At 55.4% G+C, this 19,116-nt stretch carries 11 protein-coding genes; 7 read left to right on the plus strand and 4 right to left on the minus strand.

All coding sequences use genetic code 11. The annotated features are described in order from the left end of the window. Positions 1-5: 5 nt before the first annotated feature. Positions 6-2,291, minus strand: coding sequence for a class 1a ribonucleoside-diphosphate reductase subunit alpha (gene nrdA, locus M2422_RS21200; protein ID WP_064672873.1), 2,286 nt, complete (start codon positions 2,289-2,291; stop codon positions 6-8). 347 nt (positions 2,292-2,638) lie between these two features. Then, positions 2,639-3,367 carry a bifunctional 2-polyprenyl-6-hydroxyphenol methylase/3-demethylubiquinol 3-O-methyltransferase UbiG gene (gene ubiG, locus M2422_RS21205; protein ID WP_029740919.1) on the minus strand — a complete coding sequence of 243 codons (729 nt, stop codon included), beginning with the start codon at positions 3,365-3,367 and terminating at the stop codon, positions 2,639-2,641. A 146-nt stretch (positions 3,368-3,513) separates the two neighbouring features. On the opposite strand from ubiG, the gene gyrA reads away from it, so the two are divergent. Both gyrA and rcsC read left to right on the plus strand, forming a co-directional pair. Then, positions 3,514-6,150: a DNA topoisomerase (ATP-hydrolyzing) subunit A gene (gene gyrA, locus M2422_RS21210; RefSeq protein WP_259142296.1), complete on the plus strand. Its 2,637-nt coding sequence runs from the start codon at positions 3,514-3,516 to the stop codon at positions 6,148-6,150. A gap of 135 nt (positions 6,151-6,285) precedes the next feature. Continuing rightward, on the plus strand, positions 6,286-9,132 hold the full coding sequence (gene rcsC, locus M2422_RS21215) for a two-component system sensor histidine kinase RcsC (RefSeq protein WP_064672872.1): 2,847 nt from the start codon (positions 6,286-6,288) through the stop codon (positions 9,130-9,132). Between the two features lie 89 nt (positions 9,133-9,221). Here the strand turns inward: rcsC and rcsB are convergent, their stop codons facing one another. Both rcsB and rcsD read right to left on the minus strand, forming a co-directional pair. Further along, entirely contained in the window at positions 9,222-9,872 is a 651-nt protein-coding gene (gene rcsB, locus M2422_RS21220; protein WP_003859405.1) for a response regulator transcription factor RcsB, read from the minus strand. 16 nt (positions 9,873-9,888) lie between these two features. Next, entirely contained in the window at positions 9,889-12,561 is a 2,673-nt protein-coding gene (gene rcsD / locus M2422_RS21225; protein WP_259142326.1) for a phosphotransferase RcsD, read from the minus strand. 745 nt (positions 12,562-13,306) lie between these two features. Here rcsD and M2422_RS21230 point away from each other — a divergent pair. The 5 genes from M2422_RS21230 (at position 13,307) to M2422_RS21250 (ending at position 19,089) form a co-directional block, all read left to right on the plus strand. Beyond that, positions 13,307-14,419 carry a porin OmpC gene (locus M2422_RS21230; protein WP_047060579.1) on the plus strand — a complete coding sequence of 371 codons (1,113 nt, stop codon included), beginning with the start codon at positions 13,307-13,309 and terminating at the stop codon, positions 14,417-14,419. Positions 14,420-14,533: 114 nt separating this feature from the next. Beyond that, positions 14,534-15,589, plus strand: coding sequence for an FAD:protein FMN transferase ApbE (apbE, locus tag M2422_RS21235; RefSeq protein WP_047060576.1), 1,056 nt, complete (start codon positions 14,534-14,536; stop codon positions 15,587-15,589). A 72-nt stretch (positions 15,590-15,661) separates the two neighbouring features. Beyond that, positions 15,662-16,720 (plus strand): bifunctional DNA-binding transcriptional regulator/O6-methylguanine-DNA methyltransferase Ada, encoded by a 1,059-nt coding sequence (gene ada / locus M2422_RS21240; protein WP_064672870.1) that lies wholly within the window; start codon positions 15,662-15,664, stop codon positions 16,718-16,720. After that, positions 16,720-17,376, plus strand: a complete 657-nt coding sequence (gene alkB, locus M2422_RS21245; RefSeq protein WP_033146054.1) for a DNA oxidative demethylase AlkB — start codon at positions 16,720-16,722, stop codon at positions 17,374-17,376. Before ada ends, alkB begins: the two co-directional genes overlap by 1 nt. A 69-nt stretch (positions 17,377-17,445) precedes the next feature. Further along, positions 17,446-19,089: a multidrug ABC transporter permease/ATP-binding protein gene (locus M2422_RS21250; protein WP_064672962.1), complete on the plus strand. Its 1,644-nt coding sequence runs from the start codon at positions 17,446-17,448 to the stop codon at positions 19,087-19,089. Positions 19,090-19,116: the final 27 nt, after the last annotated feature.

Genomic DNA, 19,116 nt, shown 5'->3' on the forward strand with positions numbered 1-19,116 from the left:
CTTCATTAGATCTTACATGCGCCGCTTTCGCAGCCATCGTCCTGAATTGACGGTACCATGTCGTCCTGCGCGTCTTCCGCACCGTCACGGGTGTTGTGATAGTACAGCGTTTTCACGCCAAATTTGTAGGCGGTGAGCAGGTCTTTCAGCAGCTGCTGCATCGGTACCTTGCCGGAAGGGAAGCGCGTCGGGTCATAGTTGGTATTGGCAGAGATCGACTGGTCGATAAACTTCTGCATGATACCCACCAGCTGCAGGTAGCCGTCGTTGTTCGGCATTTCCCACAGCAGCTCGTAGTTGTTGCCCAGCGTTTCGTAATCCGGTACCACCTGACGCAGCACGCCGTCTTTCGACGCTTTGATGCTGACGTGGCCGCGCGGCGGTTCAATACCGTTGGTGGCGTTAGAGATCTGCGAAGAGGTCTCGGACGGCATCAGGGCAGAGAGCGTAGAGTTACGCAGGCCATGGGTCTTGATGGACTCGCGCAGGCCTTCCCAGTCGAGATGCAGCGGTTCGCTGACGATCGCATCCAGGTCTTTCTTGTAGGTATCGATTGGCAGAATGCCTTTCGCGTAGGTGGTTTCGTTGAACCACGGGCACGCGCCTTGCTCTTTCGCCAGCTCGTTAGAGGCTTTCATCAGGTAGTACTGAATCGCTTCGAACGTCTGGTGCGTCAGGTTGTTAGCGCTGCCGTCGGAGTAACGCTTGCCGTTTTTCGCCAGCCAGTAGGCGAAGTTGATCACGCCGATACCCAGGGTACGGCGGCCCATTGCACCGCGTTTAGCGGCCGGGATTGGGTAATCCTGGTAGTCCAGCAGAGCGTCGAGCGCGCGAACCGCCAGCACCGCCAGCTCTTCCAGCTCGTCCAGGCTCTTAATTGCGCCCAGGTTGAACGCGGAAAGCGTACACAGCGCGATTTCACCGTTTTCGTCGTTCACGTCTTCCAGCGGTTTGGTCGGCAGGGCGATCTCCAGGCACAGGTTAGACTGGCGCACTGGCGCAACTACTGGATCAAACGGGCTGTGGGTGTTGCAGTGGTCCACGTTCTGGATGTAGATACGGCCGGTAGAGGCACGTTCCTGCATCATCAGGGAGAACAGGTCTACCGCCTTCACGCGCTGCTTGCGGATGCTGTCGTCTTTTTCGTATTTGTTGTACAGACGCTCGAACTCGTCCTGATCGGCAAAGAACGCGTCATACAGGCCCGGAACGTCTGACGGGCTGAACAGGGTGATGTCTTCGCCTTTCAGCAGACGGGTGTACATCAGCTTGTTGATCTGCACGCCGTAGTCCATATGGCGCACGCGGTTGCCTTCCACGCCGCGGTTGTTTTTCAGAACCAGCAGGCTTTCCACTTCCAGGTGCCACATCGGGTAGAACAGGGTCGCAGCACCGCCGCGCACGCCGCCCTGAGAGCAGGATTTTACTGCCGTCTGGAAGTGTTTATAGAACGGGATACAGCCGGTGTGGAACGCTTCACCGCCGCGAATCGGGCTGCCCAGCGCACGGATGCGACCGGCGTTGATGCCGATACCGGCACGCTGGGAGACGTATTTCACGATCGCGCTGGAGGTGGCGTTGATGGAATCCAGGCTGTCACCACACTCGATCAGTACGCAGGAGCTGAACTGACGAGTTGGGGTACGCACGCCAGACATGATTGGCGTCGGCAGAGAAATCTTGAACGTGGATACCGCATCGTAGAAACGCTTCACGTATTCCAGACGGGTGTCACGCGGGTAGTTAGAGAACAGGCAGGCGGCCACCAGAATATAGAGGAACTGGGCGCTTTCGTAGATCTCACCGGTTACACGGTTCTGAACCAGGTATTTGCCTTCGAGCTGCTTCACCGCCGCGTAGGAGAAGTTCATGTCGCGCCAGTGATCGATAAACCCGTTCATCTGCTCGAACTCTTCTTCCGTATAGTCTTCCAGCAGATGCGTGTCGTATTTGCCCAGCTCAACCATTTTCACGACGTGATCGTAAAGCTTCGGCGGCTCAAACTGGCCGTAGGCTTTTTTACGCAGGTGGAAAATCGCCAGACGTGCAGCGAGGTACTGATAATCCGGTGCTTCGCGGGAGATGAGGTCTGCCGCTGCTTTAATGATTGTTTCGTGGATATCAGACGTTTTGATGCCGTCGTAGAACTGAATGTGGGAACGCAGTTCAACCTGGGAGATAGATACGTTGTTCAGTCCTTCTGCTGCCCAGTCGAGAACTCGATGGATTTTGTCCAGATTGATACGCTCGGTAGTACCGTCGCGCTTTGTCACCAGCAGACTCTGATTCATGTGGGTTTTACCTGTCCGTGAAATAAAAAATATCCCCCGTTTATCCACAGATCCGTCTTGTGACTAACTCTGTGGATAAATACTACATGTAGGGGGTTTGCGATAAGAAAAACGCTATATGGTGAGTATTCTAGTATCGAATCTTTTCAGCACAAGGGTTGATTTTGGCGTTAAATTGAGGTTGTGAAAGGGTAAAAAAGGCTAAGTCCTCGTACCGTAAGGCCTGGAAGACATGTCAATAATTAAGAAAAAAAATTCAAAATTTGATCGAGTGCTGATTTCTTCAACGGGAGGTCAGAATTGCGCAACATGATGTCGCGCAATCTTTATAAGAATAACGAATGACGTTAGTCGTTTTTGGCGGTGGTATGCAACATATAGTTAACATCTACGCCCGGTGCAAGCTTGAATTTATCGGTCAGCGGATTGTAGTGCAGGCCGGTGATGTGCTGCTCTTTGAGCCACGTCTGGTCAACCCAGCCTAACAGTTCGGCAGGCTTAATGAATTTCTTCACGTCGTGCGTCCCTTTCGGCACCATGCGCAGCACATACTCCGCGCCGACAACAGCCATCAGCCAGGCTTTACCGTTACGGTTGATGGTTGAGAAGAAGACCTGGCCGCCCGGTTTCACCAGTTTTGCACAGGCGTGCACCACCGACTGCGGATCGGGAACGTGCTCCAGCATCTCCATGCAGGTCACCACATCGTACTGATGAGCGTGTTTTGCCGCGTGCTCTTCCACGGTTTCCTGCACGTATTCCACCTGTATGCCGGACTCCAGCGCGTGAAGGCGGGCAACCTGCAGCGGTTCAAAGCCCATATCCAGGCCCGTAACATTCGCCCCTTCGCGCGCCATGCTCTCAGCCAGGATGCCGCCGCCGCAGCCGACGTCGAGCACTTTCTTACCGAACAGACCGCCGGAACGCTCCGCGATATAGCCCAGACGCAGCGGGTTAATGCGATGCAGCGGTTTGAACTCACCTTCGAGATCCCACCAGCGGGACGCCACCGCTTCAAATTTGGCAATCTCTTCGTGGTCAACGTTGTGAGCCACCGGGGATTTTTCGGCATTCATGGGCGCTTTTACTCCTTATTTAGCAAGACAAAGGAGTATATCAGGCAATCCCCGTGAATAAAGCGTATAGGTTTACCTCAATCACCTCGGCTGTGTTATAATTTGCGACCTTTGAATCCGGGATACAGTAGAGGGATAGCGGTTAGATGAGCGACCTTGCGAGAGAAATTACACCGGTTAACATCGAGGAAGAGCTGAAGAGCTCCTATCTGGACTATGCGATGTCGGTCATTGTTGGCCGTGCGCTGCCGGACGTCCGCGATGGCCTTAAGCCGGTACACCGTCGCGTACTATACGCCATGAACGTATTGGGCAATGACTGGAATAAAGCCTATAAAAAATCTGCCCGCGTCGTCGGTGACGTTATCGGTAAATATCACCCGCATGGTGATACCGCCGTGTATGACACCATCGTTCGTATGGCGCAGCCATTCTCCTTGCGTTACATGCTGGTAGATGGTCAGGGTAACTTTGGTTCAGTCGACGGCGACTCCGCTGCGGCGATGCGTTATACGGAAATCCGTATGTCGAAAATCGCTCATGAGCTGATGGCCGACCTGGAAAAAGAGACCGTTGATTTCGTCGATAACTACGACGGCACCGAGCGCATCCCTGATGTGATGCCAACCAAGATCCCGAACCTGCTGGTTAACGGTTCGTCCGGTATCGCGGTCGGTATGGCAACCAACATTCCGCCGCACAATATCACCGAGGTGATCAACGGCTGCCTGGCCTATATCGACGATGAAGACATCAGCATTGAAGGGCTGATGGAACACATCCCAGGTCCGGACTTCCCAACGGCGGCGATCATCAACGGTCGTCGCGGTATTGAAGAAGCGTACCGCACCGGCCGCGGCAAGATTTACATCCGTGCCCGCGCCGAAGTGGAAGCGGACGCTAAAACCGGCCGTGAAACCATCATTGTTCACGAGATCCCGTATCAGGTGAACAAAGCGCGTCTGATTGAAAAAATCGCCGAGCTGGTAAAAGAAAAACGCGTTGAAGGCATCAGCGCGCTGCGTGACGAGTCTGACAAAGACGGTATGCGCATCGTGATTGAGATCAAACGCGACGCGGTGGGTGAGGTTGTGCTGAACAACCTGTACTCCCAGACTCAGCTTCAGGTTTCCTTCGGTATCAACATGGTTGCGCTGCACCATGGTCAGCCGAAGATCATGAACCTGAAAGAGATCCTGAGCGCGTTCGTGCGTCACCGCCGTGAAGTGGTGACCCGTCGTACCATCTTCGAACTGCGCAAAGCGCGCGACCGTGCGCACATCCTTGAAGCGCTGGCGGTTGCGCTGGCCAACATCGACCCGATCATCGAACTGATCCGTCGTGCGCCAACCCCGGCGGAGGCGAAAGCCGCCCTGATTTCCCGTCCGTGGGATCTGGGTAACGTCGCCGCGATGCTGGAACGTGCGGGCGATGACGCAGCCCGTCCTGAGTGGCTGGAACCTGAGTTCGGCGTGCGTGACGGTCAGTATTACCTGACTGAACAGCAGGCTCAGGCGATTCTGGATCTGCGTCTGCAGAAACTGACCGGCCTTGAGCACGAGAAACTGCTCGACGAATACAAAGAGCTGCTGGAACAGATTGCTGAACTGCTGCATATCCTGGGCAGCGCAGAGCGTCTGATGGAAGTGATCCGTGAAGAGCTGGAGCTGGTCCGCGATCAGTTCGGCGATGCGCGCCGCACCGAAATCACCGCGAACAGCTCTGATATCAACATTGAAGATCTGATCAACCGCGAAGACGTGGTGGTCACCCTGTCTCACCAGGGCTATGTGAAGTATCAGCCGCTGAGCGACTACGAAGCACAGCGTCGTGGGGGTAAAGGTAAATCTGCGGCACGCATTAAAGAAGAAGACTTTATTGACCGCCTGCTGGTGGCGAACACCCATGACACGATCCTCTGCTTCTCCAGCCGCGGTCGTCTGTACTGGATGAAAGTCTATCAGCTGCCGGAAGCGAGCCGTGGCGCGCGTGGCCGTCCAATCGTTAACCTGCTGCCGCTGGAAGCGAATGAACGTATCACCGCCATCCTGCCGGTACGCGAGTACGAAGAGGGTGTGAACGTCTTTATGGCGACCGCCAGCGGTACCGTGAAGAAAACCGCGCTGACCGAGTTCAGCCGCCCACGTTCCGCCGGGATCATCGCGGTGAACCTGAACGAAGGCGACGAGCTGATCGGTGTGGATCTGACCTCCGGTTCTGATGAGGTGATGCTGTTCTCTGCGGCCGGTAAAGTGGTGCGCTTTAAAGAGAACGCCGTTCGTGCAATGGGTCGTACCGCTACGGGCGTTCGTGGTATCAAACTGGCTGGCGAAGACAGCGTTGTTTCTCTGATTATTCCGCGCGGTGAAGGGGCTATCCTGACCGTGACGCAGAATGGTTACGGTAAACGTACGGCGGAAGGGGAATACCCAACCAAGTCTCGCGGCACGCAGGGCGTTATCTCTATCAAAGTGACCGAGCGCAACGGTTCCGTTGTGGGCGCGGTGCAGGTAGACGATGCCGATCAGATCATGATGATCACCGATGCCGGTACGCTGGTGCGTACCCGCGTCTCTGAGATCAGCGTGGTGGGGCGTAACACCCAGGGCGTGATCCTCATCCGTACAGCGGAAGATGAAAACGTGGTGGGTCTGCAGCGCGTTGCTGAGCCGGTGGATGACGAAGAGCTCGATTCCATCGACGGTAGCGTTGCGGAAGGCGATGATGATATCGCGCCGGAAGCCGACACCGACGATGACGTAGCGGATGACGCTGACGAGTAATGTCTCCTGATGCAAAAAAGGGCCGGATTCCGGCCCTTTTCTTTTGCACAAGCAGATAAGTCAACGTTGCGACCTGGCGCGTTTACCGCTACCTTAACCACATTCTTTTGACCCCGACGGCGGAGCCTCGCCCCCTTGAAATACCTCGTCTCCTTTCGTACTACGCTGAAAGTTTCTCGCTATCTGTTTCGGGCGCTGGCGCTCTTGCTTTGGCTGCTGGTGGCCTTGTTCTCGGTGTTTTACATCGTTAACGCGCTACACCAGAAAGAAGCGGAGATCCGCCAGGAGTTTAACTTAAGCTCCGACCAGGCCCAGCGCTACATTCAGCGAACGTCTGACGTGATGAAGGAGCTGAAGTATATTGCCGAAAATCGTCTGACGGCGGAAAACGGCATTCTTGCGCTTCGCGGGCGTAACGACAAAACCGAAGTCCCGGACTTCCAGCCGCTGTTCCCGGATTCCGATTGCTCCACCATGAGCAATACCTGGCGCGGGTCGCTGGAATCCCTTGCCTGGTTTATGCGCTACTGGCGCGACAATTTCTCCGCCGCCTATGACCTGAACCGCGTATTCCTGATTGGCAGTGAAAATCTCTGCATGGCTGACTTTGGCCTGCGCGACGTGCCCGTTGAGCGTGACGATGCGCTGAAAAGCCTGCATGAACGTATTGTGAAATACCGCAATGCGCCGCAGGACGAGCGCGGGAATAACATCTTCTGGGTTAGCCAGGGCCCGCGACCGGGCGTGGGCTATTTCTATGCCCTGACGCCGGTGTATCTGGGCAATCGCCTGCAGGCGCTGTTGGGGATTGAGCAGACCATTCGTATGGAAAACTTTTTCACTCCGGGCAGCCTGCCTATGGGGGTGACCATTCTGGATGAAAACGGTCATCAGCTGATCTCACTCGCCGGGCCGGATAACCGGTTAAACGTTGAACCTCACTGGATGCAGGAGCGGTCGTGGTTTGGCTATACCTCTGGCTTCCGCGAGCTGGTGCTGAAGAAGAGCCTGCCGCCTTCGTCGCTGAGTATTGTCTATTCGCTGCCGGTGGATATGGTGCTTGAGCGGATACGTATTCTCATCATGAATGCGATTCTGCTGAACCTGATCGCGGGCGGGGCGCTGTTTACCCTGGCGCGCATGTATGAGCGGAAAATCTTTATTCCGGCCGAAAGCGACGCCCAGCGGCTGGAGGAACACGAGCAGTTTAACCGGAAGATTGTCGCGTCGGCGCCGGTGGGGATCTGCATTCTGCGTACCCAGGACGGAACCAACATCCTGAGTAACGAGCTGGCGCATAACTACCTGAACATGCTGACGCACGAAGATCGACAGAGGCTGACGCAAATTATCTGCGGTCAGCAGGTTAACTTTGTCGACGTGCTCACCAGCACGCACACCAACCTGCAGATCAGCTTTGTGCATTCCCGCTATCGCAATGAAAACGTGGCGATTTGCGTGCTGGTGGATGTCTCCGCGCGCGTGAAGATGGAAGAGTCGTTGCAGGAGATGGCGCAGGCCGCGGAGCAGGCCAGCCAGTCGAAATCCATGTTCCTTGCCACCGTCAGCCACGAGCTGCGAACGCCGCTGTACGGGATCATCGGTAACCTCGACCTGCTGCAGACCAAAGAGCTGCCGAAAGGGGTCGACAGGCTGGTGACGGCAATGAACAACTCCTCCAGCCTGCTGCTGAAAATCATCAGCGATATTCTCGACTTCTCTAAAATTGAGTCTGAGCAGCTGAAAATCGAACCGCGGGAGTTCTCGCCGCGCGAGGTGATGAACCACATCAGCGCCAACTATCTGCCGCTGGTGGTGCGTAAACAGCTGGGGCTCTACTGCTTTATTGAACCTGACGTGCCGCTGACGCTGCACGGCGATCCGATGCGCCTGCAGCAGGTCATTTCTAACCTGCTCAGCAACGCCATCAAATTCACCGACGTTGGCTGTATCGTGTTGCACGTCTGCCGGGCGGGGGATTACCTGAGCATTCGCGTGCGCGACACGGGGGTCGGCATCCCGGCGAAGGAAGTGGTCCGCCTGTTCGACCCGTTCTTCCAGGTCGGGACCGGCGTGCAGCGTAACTTCCAGGGCACCGGACTGGGGCTGGCGATTTGTGAGAAGCTCGTCAGCATGATGGACGGCGATATCTCTGTGGATACCGAGCCCGGTATGGGCAGCCAGTTCACCATCCGTATTCCGCTCTATTCGGCGCAGTATCCGGCAAAAGCGACGTTGGACGGTCTGAGCGACAAGCGCTGCTGGCTGGCGGTGCATAACGCCTCGCTGAATGACTACCTGACGGCGCTGCTTGCCCACAGTGGAGTCAGGGTGTGTCTCTATGAAGGTCAAACACCGGATGTGGACGATGTGCTGATCGCCGACGAGATGCCGGAGCAACCGTGGCAGGGGAGAGGGTCGGTGCTCTTCTGCCGTCGCCACATCGGCATTCCTGTCGAGCGCGCGCCCGGGGAATGGGTACACAGTGTTGCAACGCCGCACGAGCTGTTGAGCCTGCTGGCGCGCATCTACAAAGTGGAGCTGGAAGAGCGCGACGGCGCGGGCGGATTGCCGTCACCGGAGTCTCTGGCGTCGGTGAATGACGATATGATGATTCTGGTGGTGGATGACCATCCGATTAACCGTCGCCTGCTGGCTGACCAGCTTGGATCGCTGGGCTACCAGTGCAAAACCGCCAATGACGGCGTGGATGCGCTGAATGTGCTGAGTAAAAATCATATTGATATCGTGCTTAGCGACGTCAACATGCCAAACATGGACGGCTACCGTCTGACGCAGCGCATCCGACAGCTTGGCCTGACGCTGCCGGTAGTGGGCGTAACGGCGAACGCGCTGGCGGAAGAGAAACAGCGTTGTCTGGAGTCAGGCATGGACAGCTGTCTGTCGAAACCGGTGACGCTGGACGTGCTGAAGCAGACGTTGTCGATTTACGCGGATCGCGTGAGAAAAACCAGAATATAAAAAAGGCCCGTAAGGGCCTTTTCGTTTTTTCACCCTCTCCCGTGGGAGAGGGACGGGGTGAGGGCATCAGGCCACACACCCGTCCGGGATCAATCCTTGTCCGTTGCGCTCAGCGTAACGGAGGAGAGATAGTTCAGCAGAGCAATATCGTTGTCCACGCCCAGCTTCATCATCGCTGATTTCTTCTGGCTGCTGATGGTTTTAATGCTGCGGTTCAGCTTCTTGGCAATCTCGGTTACCAGGAAACCTTCTGCGAACAGGCGCAGAACTTCACTCTCTTTCGGGGACAGGCGTTTGTCACCGTAGCCACCCGCGCTGATTTTTTCCAGCAGACGAGAGACGCTCTCAGGCGTGAACTTCTTGCCTTTCTGCAGCGCAGCGAGCGCTTTTGGCAGATCGGTCGGGGCGCCCTGTTTCAGCACAATCCCTTCGATGTCCAGATCCAACACCGCGCTCAGGATCGCCGGGTTGTTGTTCATGGTCAGAACAATGATCGAGATATCCGGGAAGTGACGCTTAATGTATTTGATGAGCGTGATCCCATCACCGTATTTGTCTCCAGGCATGGAGAGATCGGTAATGAGCACGTGTGCATCAAGCTTTGGGAGGTTATTGATCAGTGCTGTAGAGTCTTCAAATTCACCGACTACATTCACCCACTCGATCTGTTCAAGTGATTTGCGAATACCGAACAGTACAATCGGATGGTCATCGGCAATAATTACGTTCATATTGTTCATGTATAAGGCTACCTTGCTACAGCAAGCTTTTGACGTAGGCGTCAATGTCGCTGATGTATTTTTCAATGCCAGAGGCATCTTTCTCACGAATTAGATGTTCCAGCGTTTCACATAACTGCTTGCCGGGAACCAGATTAAGCATGGCAAACACCCCTTTAAGCCGGTGTGCTGTCTGTGCCAGCGCTGCAAAATCATTCGCAGCGGACTCAGTATACAACCGCTTAACATCATCTGGTACTGTATCAACAAAGAGTGAATAGTATCCGCTGGCGTGAAGCTCGGCATTTTCATTGCCGCCTAACGGTGACTCCGTTATCTCTTCCTGCGCCAGCTGCTCTTCTATTAGTTGTAGTACAGCTTCCTGCATCGCATTGCTTATATTAAAGTTGACGCGCAGCTGGCCAGGGCCGATTTTCCGCACGCCTGACTCATCATCGCTTAAAAGCAAGCCGGAGGCAGTAAGATTAGACGGATTATCAGTTAAAAACAGATCAAATTCTTGACTTGCAAGTCTTTCATCCGGCGTGATGCAGGCCGCTCCCCAGTTTTCTAACTGACGAACGACAATATTGCGGATCTCGTTCGAGGTCACGTCGACCATCACCACGACATCATCCAGCAGACGTTCCTCATCTTCTTCCTGCGGATTGGCCGCCATTTTCACGTGCAGAGAATAGCGGGTGCCGAGGGATTCACGAGCTTTGATATTCAGGTGGCCGCCGAGCTTACGCGCCAGCTGATCGCACAGCCAGAAGGTCAGGGCATTGGCCTTGCCGTAGCGATCGCTCTGCGTGTCATTCAGGAACGGGAAGTGCAGATTATCAATTTCGCTCGTTGTGACGCCTTCCCCGGTGTCCAGGATGCGGAACGTCAGACGGTCTTCTGCCGACTCCTCGGTGCTGACTTCAAGGGTGATTTTGCCGATCTGCGTGGTGGTCACGGCATACTGAATAATCATCAGCAGAATGCGGCGCAGCGCTTCGCGATCGCCGTGGCGTTCGTCATTCGCAGGGAGATTGTTATTGATCAGCAGCTGCAGCCCTTTGCGCTTGATGACGGGCAGCACTTCAGGCACCACTTCATCGATCAGATCCTGAATGGAGAAGAGGGCTGGCGTTCCCTTCCAGAAATCATTCTCCAGCATGTTCGCCAGCTGGATCTCATCAACCATTCTGACCAGCGAATCGGCCTGGCAGGCAAGCTGGTGGCTTTCAGAGGTGTTTAACGCCGCCGCCTGGGTCGCCAGAGTTTTTAACGGCTGCTTGAAGGCATCGCCAATGTTCTGCATAAATGCGGCGCGCCCCTGCTGGTTTTTCTCATACAGCCTTTGTGCCTGCTTGAGCTTTTTATTGACCAGCACTTCGCGATCCTGGTCGCGAATAATGAAGATTTGCGTGCGGGGAGCCACCTGGCTGCGGAACTGACGGATCTCGTACAGTTCATTGTTGATGGTTGCCTGAATCACCCCCTGGTGTTGATCCGCCATGGTGGTGAGGTTCTGCAGGTTAAGGTGCGGCAGCAGATGGTCGGCAATTTTATTGCTCATCACCGTACGATTCGCTTCCTGGTCGTGAACCAGGACCCCAAGCGGCAGCACGGAAACAATCTCTTCATTCAGTGCACGCAATACGCGCAGCTCATTGCTGGTGCCAGCCGGAACCGCAGAGGCGTCGCTCTGACGACCCGTCTGGAAACGGAAGGTGCTGTAGCCAAACAGGGCCAGCGCCAGCAGACCGATATTCAGCAGCAGAGGCAGCAGGATATTTTGCAGGGTGTCGAGCAACAGCGTGCCAAACGGTACCTGCCACACCAGGCGCATACCGGTCGAGTTCAGCGATGAGGCAATTTCGATTTTCGAGCCGTTAAAGGAGATCGATACGCTCTCTGCGGCCTCTTTGTCGGACGCCGCACGCATGTTCTGGGTGCTGCTGTCTGGCTCCAGGCGGAAGCTGTCGAGCGGCATGTCCGGCGGAATTAAATCATTAATCGGTAAATCGAAGGCCACTACCGTCGCCAGATGTCCGGGCTGGTTGAACGTGGTACGCAGGGTAAAATAATGGCCGTTTTGCCAGGCCAGACGACGCAGGGAAGAGAAACTCTCACGTTCATCAAGGGCGTTCGCCTGCTGCAGCATCTCTGCCCGGCGGGAATCGACGATGCTGCCCACGGTTGTCTCTTTAAAGCCGGACGAGAGATCTTTTAACGGCAGCGTTGAGATCAGGATCATGCTGTTATCCTGACCGTTCAGATAATACATCGACCACGGTACCGTTTCGGCACCCCAGAGGGTATCCAGATAGGTCGAAATACGCTGCGTCATCTCAAGCGTCGCGCTGTCGTGAGAGCCAAAGATAAGGGCCTCGGTCTTACGCTGCGGTTTTTCGAGATAATAGACATCCTGCTTAAGCCGCGTTTCCTGAAGTCCATCCCCGGATGAGGAGGTCGGGGCAGCCGCGATATTGTCGTAAATCTGCCAGGTGGCGTAGCGCCAGGTGTCTATGCGCTTGTGCACGGCATGAGTAATATCAACGACCTGATAGCTCTTATCCTTCAGCCAGGCGTTAACCGCGCTTTGTACCATCACCCCCATGGTGACTAACAGCACAACGATCAAAAGAAGAAAGAAACGGGTGATGCTCCCGGGGAGGAGGGAGAATTTGCTCGGGGCGGTAGTTTCAGTCTGACTCATTGATATCTTTAACCCGTTATGGTCGTGCTCTGTGGCGATAGGGCAGTATAAAGGGTAATAACTGAATTTCCAGCTCGACTGTCCGGGAAGAGGCGACTTTTTCTCCGGGCAATATCGGCGGCGGGGAGTGCGGAAAACATGTACAAACTCGCCATGCGCGTACAAATAATCGACCCACTCCGTCAATAAATAGCACGAATTAACAAGAAATTAAGTTTTTGCACCAATTTATGGACTTCGAAGAATACCCGACGAGAATTTAGTTAATAGTCGTTACAATTACGGTGCGGTAGCACAAAAAAAAGAGAAGTTACGTAAAGAAAGGTAAAAAAAAACCGAATGCGAAGCATCCGGTTCAATTAGGGATAAACAGACATTCAAAACTGAATGACGGTAATAAATAAAGTTAATGATGATAGCGAGAGTTATTTTAGAGATTAGCTGCGATCTTGTTTTGTCATTCAGTGCTGTAACGGATTTTATTGTAACTTACTGATATTTATGTGGTGATTTTTTCGTTTGATTATAAGTGCTAATTTTATAAGCTATTTGTGCTTTGTAAAAGTTCCTTGATATTTACATTTTGAAACATGTTGATAGATAAATGAAACATCTTCAAAGTTTTCGTATCATATTCGCATTGGATTATTCTGTAATTTTGAGGAGAATGAAATTGCCGACTGGTTAATGAGGGTTAACCAGTAAGCAGTGGCAATTATAAGGCATATAACAGAGGGTTAATAAAATGAAAGTTAAAGTACTGTCCCTCCTGGTACCAGCACTCCTGGTGGCAGGCGCAGCAAATGCGGCCGAAATTTATAACAAAGATGGCAACAAATTAGATCTGTACGGCAAAGTCGATGGTCTGCACTATTTCTCTGACGACAAGGGTGCCGACGGCGACCAGACCTACATGCGTCTTGGCTTCAAAGGCGAAACTCAGGTTAACGATCAGCTGACCGGTTACGGCCAGTGGGAATACCAGATCCAGGGCAACACCTCCGAAAGCGAAAACGATGCCTGGACGCGTGTGGCGTTCGCGGGTCTGAAATTCGGTGACGCGGGTTCTTTCGATTACGGTCGTAACTACGGCGTAATCTACGACGTAACCTCCTGGACTGACGTTCTGCCAGAATTTGGCGGCGATACCTACGGCGCAGACAACTTCCTGCAGTCCCGTGCTAACGGCGTAGCGACCTACCGTAACCAGGACTTCTTCGGTCTGGTGGATGGTCTGAACTTTGCCCTGCAGTATCAGGGTAAAAACGGCAGCGTAAGCGGTGAAAACGTAGGTGGCCGTAGCCTGCTGAAACAGAACGGCGACGGCTACGGTGCATCCGTGACCTATAACCTGGGCGAAGGTTTCAGCGTGGGCGGCGCAATGTCCTCCTCCAAACGTACCGCCGATCAGAACGGCGCAAGCGTTTACGGTCATGGCGATAACGCAGAAGTCTATTCTGGTGGCCTGAAATACGATGCCAACAACATCTATCTGGCAGCGCAGTACTCCCAGACCTACAACGCAACCCGTTTCGGTACCTCTAACGGCAGCAGCCCGACTACCGCTTACGGCTTCGCTAACAAAGCGCAGAACTTCGAAGTGGTTGCTCAGTACCAGTTCGACTTCGGCCTGCGTCCATCCGTGGCTTACCTGCAGTCTAAAGGAAAAGACATCGAAGGTTACGGCGATCAGGATCTGCTGAAATATGTTGATGTTGGTGCGACTTACTACTTCAACAAAAACATGTCTACCTACGTGGATTACAAAATCAACCTGGTTGATGAAAATGAATTCACCCGTCAGGCGGGTATCGGTACTGACGATATCGTCGCGCTGGGCCTGGTTTACCAGTTCTAATCGCTTCACCGTGTGACGTAAGGGGCCTGATGGCCCCTTTTTTGTGCTTCCCGGATTCTCACAACTCACCCGTTTTGGTGTACTCTTGCCGCCCTGGCATGAGGATAATAATGAATGGACATGACTTTTTTACGCGCCAGCTTTCTGGCTATGCTTTTTTTCCTGACCGCGTGTAACGATCCCACACCCGTGGCGAAAACCGACGCACCCGCCGCGACGGTGCTCGAAGGCAAAACGATGGGCACCTTCTGGCGCGTCAGCGTGATGAACCTCGATAAAACGCGCACAGATGAACTTCGCGGCAAAATCCAGTCTCAGCTGGATGCCGACGATCAGCTGCTCTCAACCTATAAAAATGATTCGGCGCTGATGCGCTTTAATCTCTCCACCAGTACCTCCCTGTGGCCGGTGAGCGAAGCGATGGCCGATATCGTGACCGAATCCATACGCGTGGGTTACAAAACCAACGGGGCGATGGATGTGACCGTCGGACCTCTGGTGAACCTCTGGGGATTTGGCCCTAACAAACAGCCGGTGACCACGCCTGAACAGGCGGCCATTGATGACGCCCGCGCCCGGACAGGGCTGCAGCATCTGACGGTGATCAATCAGTACGGGCAACAGTACCTGCAAAAAGATATCCCCGATCTGTTTGTCGATCTGTCGACGGTTGGGGAAGGCTATGCGGCGGATCATCTTGCTGCGCTGATGGCCCAGGAAGGCATTTCCCGTTATCTGGTCTCCGTGGGCGGCGCGTTAGTCAGCCGGGGGATGAACGCCAGCGATAAGCCGTGGCGCGTAGCGATTCAAAAACCGACCGATCGGCAAAATGCCGTGCAGGCGATAGTGGATATCAACGGTCACGGCATCAGTACTTCCGGAAGCTACCGTAACTATTACGAGCTTGACGGGAAGCGTATTTCGCATGTTATCGATCCGCAGACCGGCCGTCCCATCACGCATAATCTGGTCTCGGTGACGGTCATTGCCCCCACCGCGCTGGAAGCGGATGCCTGGGATACCGGATTAATGGTTCTCGGCCCGGAAAAAGCCAAAGAGGTGGTTCGCCAGGAAGGACTGGCCGTTTATATGATCACCAAAGAGGGCGACGGGTTCAAAACCTGGAGCTCGCCGCAGTTCAAGAGTTTCCTGGTGCACGACAAAAATTAAAAAGCAAGGTTACGGGTTTTTTATCACTGGCGCTCAGGCACGCTCTATGTATGCTTACATGAGGAGCCGATAATGAGAAACCCGACCTTTATTACCGATGAGGATCGCTGGCAGGCCGTGCTGGCCCGCGATCCGCGCGCTGACGAGCGGTTTGTCTTCGCCGTGCAGACGACGGGAATTTTCTGCCGTCCGTCATGCTGTGCCCGCCACGCGCTGCGTAAAAACGTCCGCTTTTATCCCGATGCCCACCACGCCGTACAGGCAGGGTTTCGCCCGTGCAAGCGCTGCATGCCGGACAAACGCGATCCGCAGGAGCAGAAGCTGGCAAAAGTGGAACACGCCTGCCGTCTTCTGGAGCAGGATCCCACGCTAACCCTTGAGGGGCTGGCGCAGCAGGTGGCCATGAGCCCTTTCCATTTCCACCGTCTGTTTAAGTCCGTGACCGGCATGACGCCAAAAGCCTGGCAGCAGGCGGCGCGAGGCCAGCGCCTGCGCACCGCGCTTGCACAGGGAGACAAAATTACCGACGCCGTGCTGGCAGCGGGGTTTCCCGACAGCAGCAGCTATTATCGTAAAGCCAACGATGCGCTGGGCATGACGGCGAAGCAGTACCGCAAAGGGGATGTGGCGGTGCGTTATGCCATCAGCGACTGTTCGTTAGGACGCTGTCTGGTGGCAGAAAGCGAGCGGGGGATCTGCGCGATCCTGCTGGGTGACAGCGATGAAGAATTAGCCGAAGAGCTTGCCGCGCAATTTCCAAAAGCAGCGCATGCGCCGCTGGAAGAGGATTTCGCGCAGCGGGTCCAGCAGGTGATTGCCAGTATCGATAATCGCGACGTACCGCTTGCGCTGCCGCTGGATATTCGCGGAACCGCGTTCCAGCAGCGCGTCTGGCAGGCCCTTCGCAACATTCCCTGCGGCGAAACGGCAAGTTACCAGCAGGTGGCGCAGGCGATTGGCCAGCCCAGTGCGGTACGCGCCGTTGCCGGAGCCTGTGCGGCAAACACGCTGGCGATTGTGATCCCCTGTCATCGCGTGGTTCGTAACGACGGCGCGCTGTCGGGTTACCGTTGGGGGACGGCGCGAAAAGCGCTATTACTGAAACGCGAGGCGAAACGCCAGGAGGGATAATGCTCGATCTTTTTGCGGATGCTGAACCCTGGCAGGAACCGCTTGCGCCGGGGGCTGTGATCCTGCGCCGCTTTGCGCTCTCCCGTGCGGCGGCGCTGCTGGCCGGTATCGACGAGGTGACGGCGGTTTCGCCGTTTCGCCATATGGTGACGCCGGGCGGCTACACCATGTCAGTAGCCATGGCCAACTGCGGGGAACTGGGCTGGGCGACGAACGAGCGGGGCTATCTGTATGCCCCGAACGATCCCGCTACCGGCCAGCCGTGGCCCCCGATGCCTGCGGTTTTTCAGGCTCTCTGCCACGAGGCCGCCGTAGCAGCGCAGTATCCTGACTTCCGGCCGGACGCCTGCCTGATCAACCGCTACGCCGTTGGCGCGAAGCTCTCGCTGCATCAGGACAAGGATGAACCCGATCTGCGCGCGCCTATCGTTTCGGTATCGTTAGGTCTGCCTGCCGTCTTCCAGTTTGGGGGATTACGCCGCAACGACCCGCTCAAGCGCATAATGCTGGAACATGGCGATGTGGTGGTGTGGGGCAGGGAGTCGCGGCTGTATTATCACGGCATTCAGCCGCTGAAGCCCGGGGTTCACCCGCTCACGGGCGAGTACCGTTATAACCTGACCTTCCGTCAGGCGGGGCACGGTAAACTAAAATAAGAATTATTCTTGATGTACACGCAGGGCAGTTTACACTGCTGGCTGATTTTTATTGTCCGGATTGCCTGCATGCAACTACTTCTCCTCGTCTGGCGTCAGTATCGCTGGCCCTTCATTGCAGTAATGGCGTTAAGCCTCGCCAGCGCCGCGCTGGGTATTGGCCTGATCGCGTTTATTAACGTGCGGTTGATTGAAATGGTCGATACCTCGCTCTCCGTTCTGCCGGAGTTTCTCGGCCTGCTGCTCCTGTTGATGGCGGTTACGCTCGGTTCCCAGCTGGCGCTGACCGCGCTCGGGCACCATTTCGTTTTCCGTTTGCGCAGTGAGTTTATCAAGCGGATCCTGGACACCCAGGTTGAGCGCGTTGAGCAGCTCGGCAGCGCATCCCTGCTGGCGGGGCTGACCAGCGACGTGCGCGCCATCACCATCGCGTTCGTTCGGCTGCCGGAGCTGGTGCAGGGGATCGTTCTGACCTTTGGATCGGCTGCCTATCTCGCCTGGCTCTCCAGCAAAATGCTGGCGGTGACCGCCCTGTGGATTGCCATTACCATCTGGGGCGGCTTTATGCTGGTGTCGCGCGTCTATAAACACATGGCGGTGCTGCGCGAAACCGAAGATAAACTTTATAACGATTACCAGACGGTGCTGGAAGGGCGCAAAGAGCTCACCCTGAACCGCGAGCGCGCCGAGCATATTTTTAATCATCTCTATATCCCGGACGCGCGCGAATACCGTCATCATATTATTCGCGCCGACACCTTCCACCTGAGCGCCGTGAACTGGTCAAACATTATGATGCTGGGTGCCATTGGCCTGGTATTCTGGATGGCAAACGGCCTGGGCTGGGCGGACACCAACGTCGCGGCAACCTACTCGCTGACGCTGCTGTTTTTACGCACGCCGCTGCTCTCAGCGGTCGGTGCGTTGCCCACCCTGCTGAGTGCGCAGGTGGCTTTTAATAAGCTCAAAAAATTCGATCTCGCGCCGTTTAAAGCCGAATTCCCGCGCCCGCAGGCCTTCCCTAACTGGCAGACGCTGGAGCTGCGTAACGTCACGTTCCGCTATCAGGACAGCGCCTTCTCCGTGGGGCCGGTCAACCTGACAATCCGCCGCGGTGAACTGCTGTTCCTCATTGGCGGCAACGGCAGCGGTAAATCTACGCTGGCGATGTTGCTGACTGGACTCTATCAGCCGCAGTCTGGCGAAATTTTGCTGGACGGCAGGGCGCTGAGCGCGGAGAAGCCCGAGGATTACCGCAAGCTTTTCTCGGCGGTGTTTACCGACGTCTGGCTGTTCGATCGGCTCCTGGGGCCGGAAGGGCAACAGGCCAATCCTGCGCTGGTGGAAAAATGGCTGGCGCAGCTGCAGATGTCGCACAAGCTGGAGTTACAGGACGGGAAGATCCTCAACCTGAAGCTTTCCAAAGGGCAGAAAAAGCGCGTGGCGCTGCTGCTGGCGCTGGCGGAAGAGCGTGACATTATCCTGCTGGACGAGTGGGCGGCCGATCAGGACCCGCATTTCCGCCGCGAGTTTTATCAGGTGCTGTTGCCGCTGATGCAGGAGATGGGCAAAACCATTTTCGCCATCAGCCACGACGATCACTACTTCATTCATGCTGACCGCCTGCTGGAGATGCGTGACGGCAAGCTGAGCGAGCTGACCGGTGAAGAGCGCGTTGCGGCCTCGCGTGACGCGGTAGCGCGCACGGCCTGATGCCCTTACCCTGGCCCTCTCCCACTG

Origin of the sequence: Enterobacter sp. SLBN-59, from assembly GCF_024807915.1 — a bacterium.
Lineage (GTDB): Bacteria > Pseudomonadota > Gammaproteobacteria > Enterobacterales > Enterobacteriaceae > Enterobacter > Enterobacter asburiae_B.

Bases quoted from the DNA above. Each gene is read 5' to 3' on its own strand.
- nrdA (WP_064672873.1), bottom strand. From the start codon at position 2,291: ATGAATCAGAGTCTGCTGGTGACAAAGCGCGACGGTACTACCGAGCGT.
- ubiG (WP_029740919.1), bottom strand. From the start codon at position 3,367: ATGAATGCCGAAAAATCCCCGGTGGCTCACAACGTTGACCACGAAGAG.
- gyrA (WP_259142296.1), top strand. From the start codon at position 3,514: ATGAGCGACCTTGCGAGAGAAATTACACCGGTTAACATCGAGGAAGAG.
- rcsB (WP_003859405.1), bottom strand. From the start codon at position 9,872: ATGAACAATATGAACGTAATTATTGCCGATGACCATCCGATTGTACTG.
- rcsD (WP_259142326.1), bottom strand. From the start codon at position 12,561: ATGAGTCAGACTGAAACTACCGCCCCGAGCAAATTCTCCCTCCTCCCC.
- M2422_RS21230 (WP_047060579.1), top strand. From the start codon at position 13,307: ATGAAAGTTAAAGTACTGTCCCTCCTGGTACCAGCACTCCTGGTGGCA.
- apbE (WP_047060576.1), top strand. From the start codon at position 14,534: ATGGACATGACTTTTTTACGCGCCAGCTTTCTGGCTATGCTTTTTTTC.
- ada (WP_064672870.1), top strand. From the start codon at position 15,662: ATGAGAAACCCGACCTTTATTACCGATGAGGATCGCTGGCAGGCCGTG.
- alkB (WP_033146054.1), top strand. From the start codon at position 16,720: ATGCTCGATCTTTTTGCGGATGCTGAACCCTGGCAGGAACCGCTTGCG.
- M2422_RS21250 (WP_064672962.1), top strand. From the start codon at position 17,446: ATGCAACTACTTCTCCTCGTCTGGCGTCAGTATCGCTGGCCCTTCATT.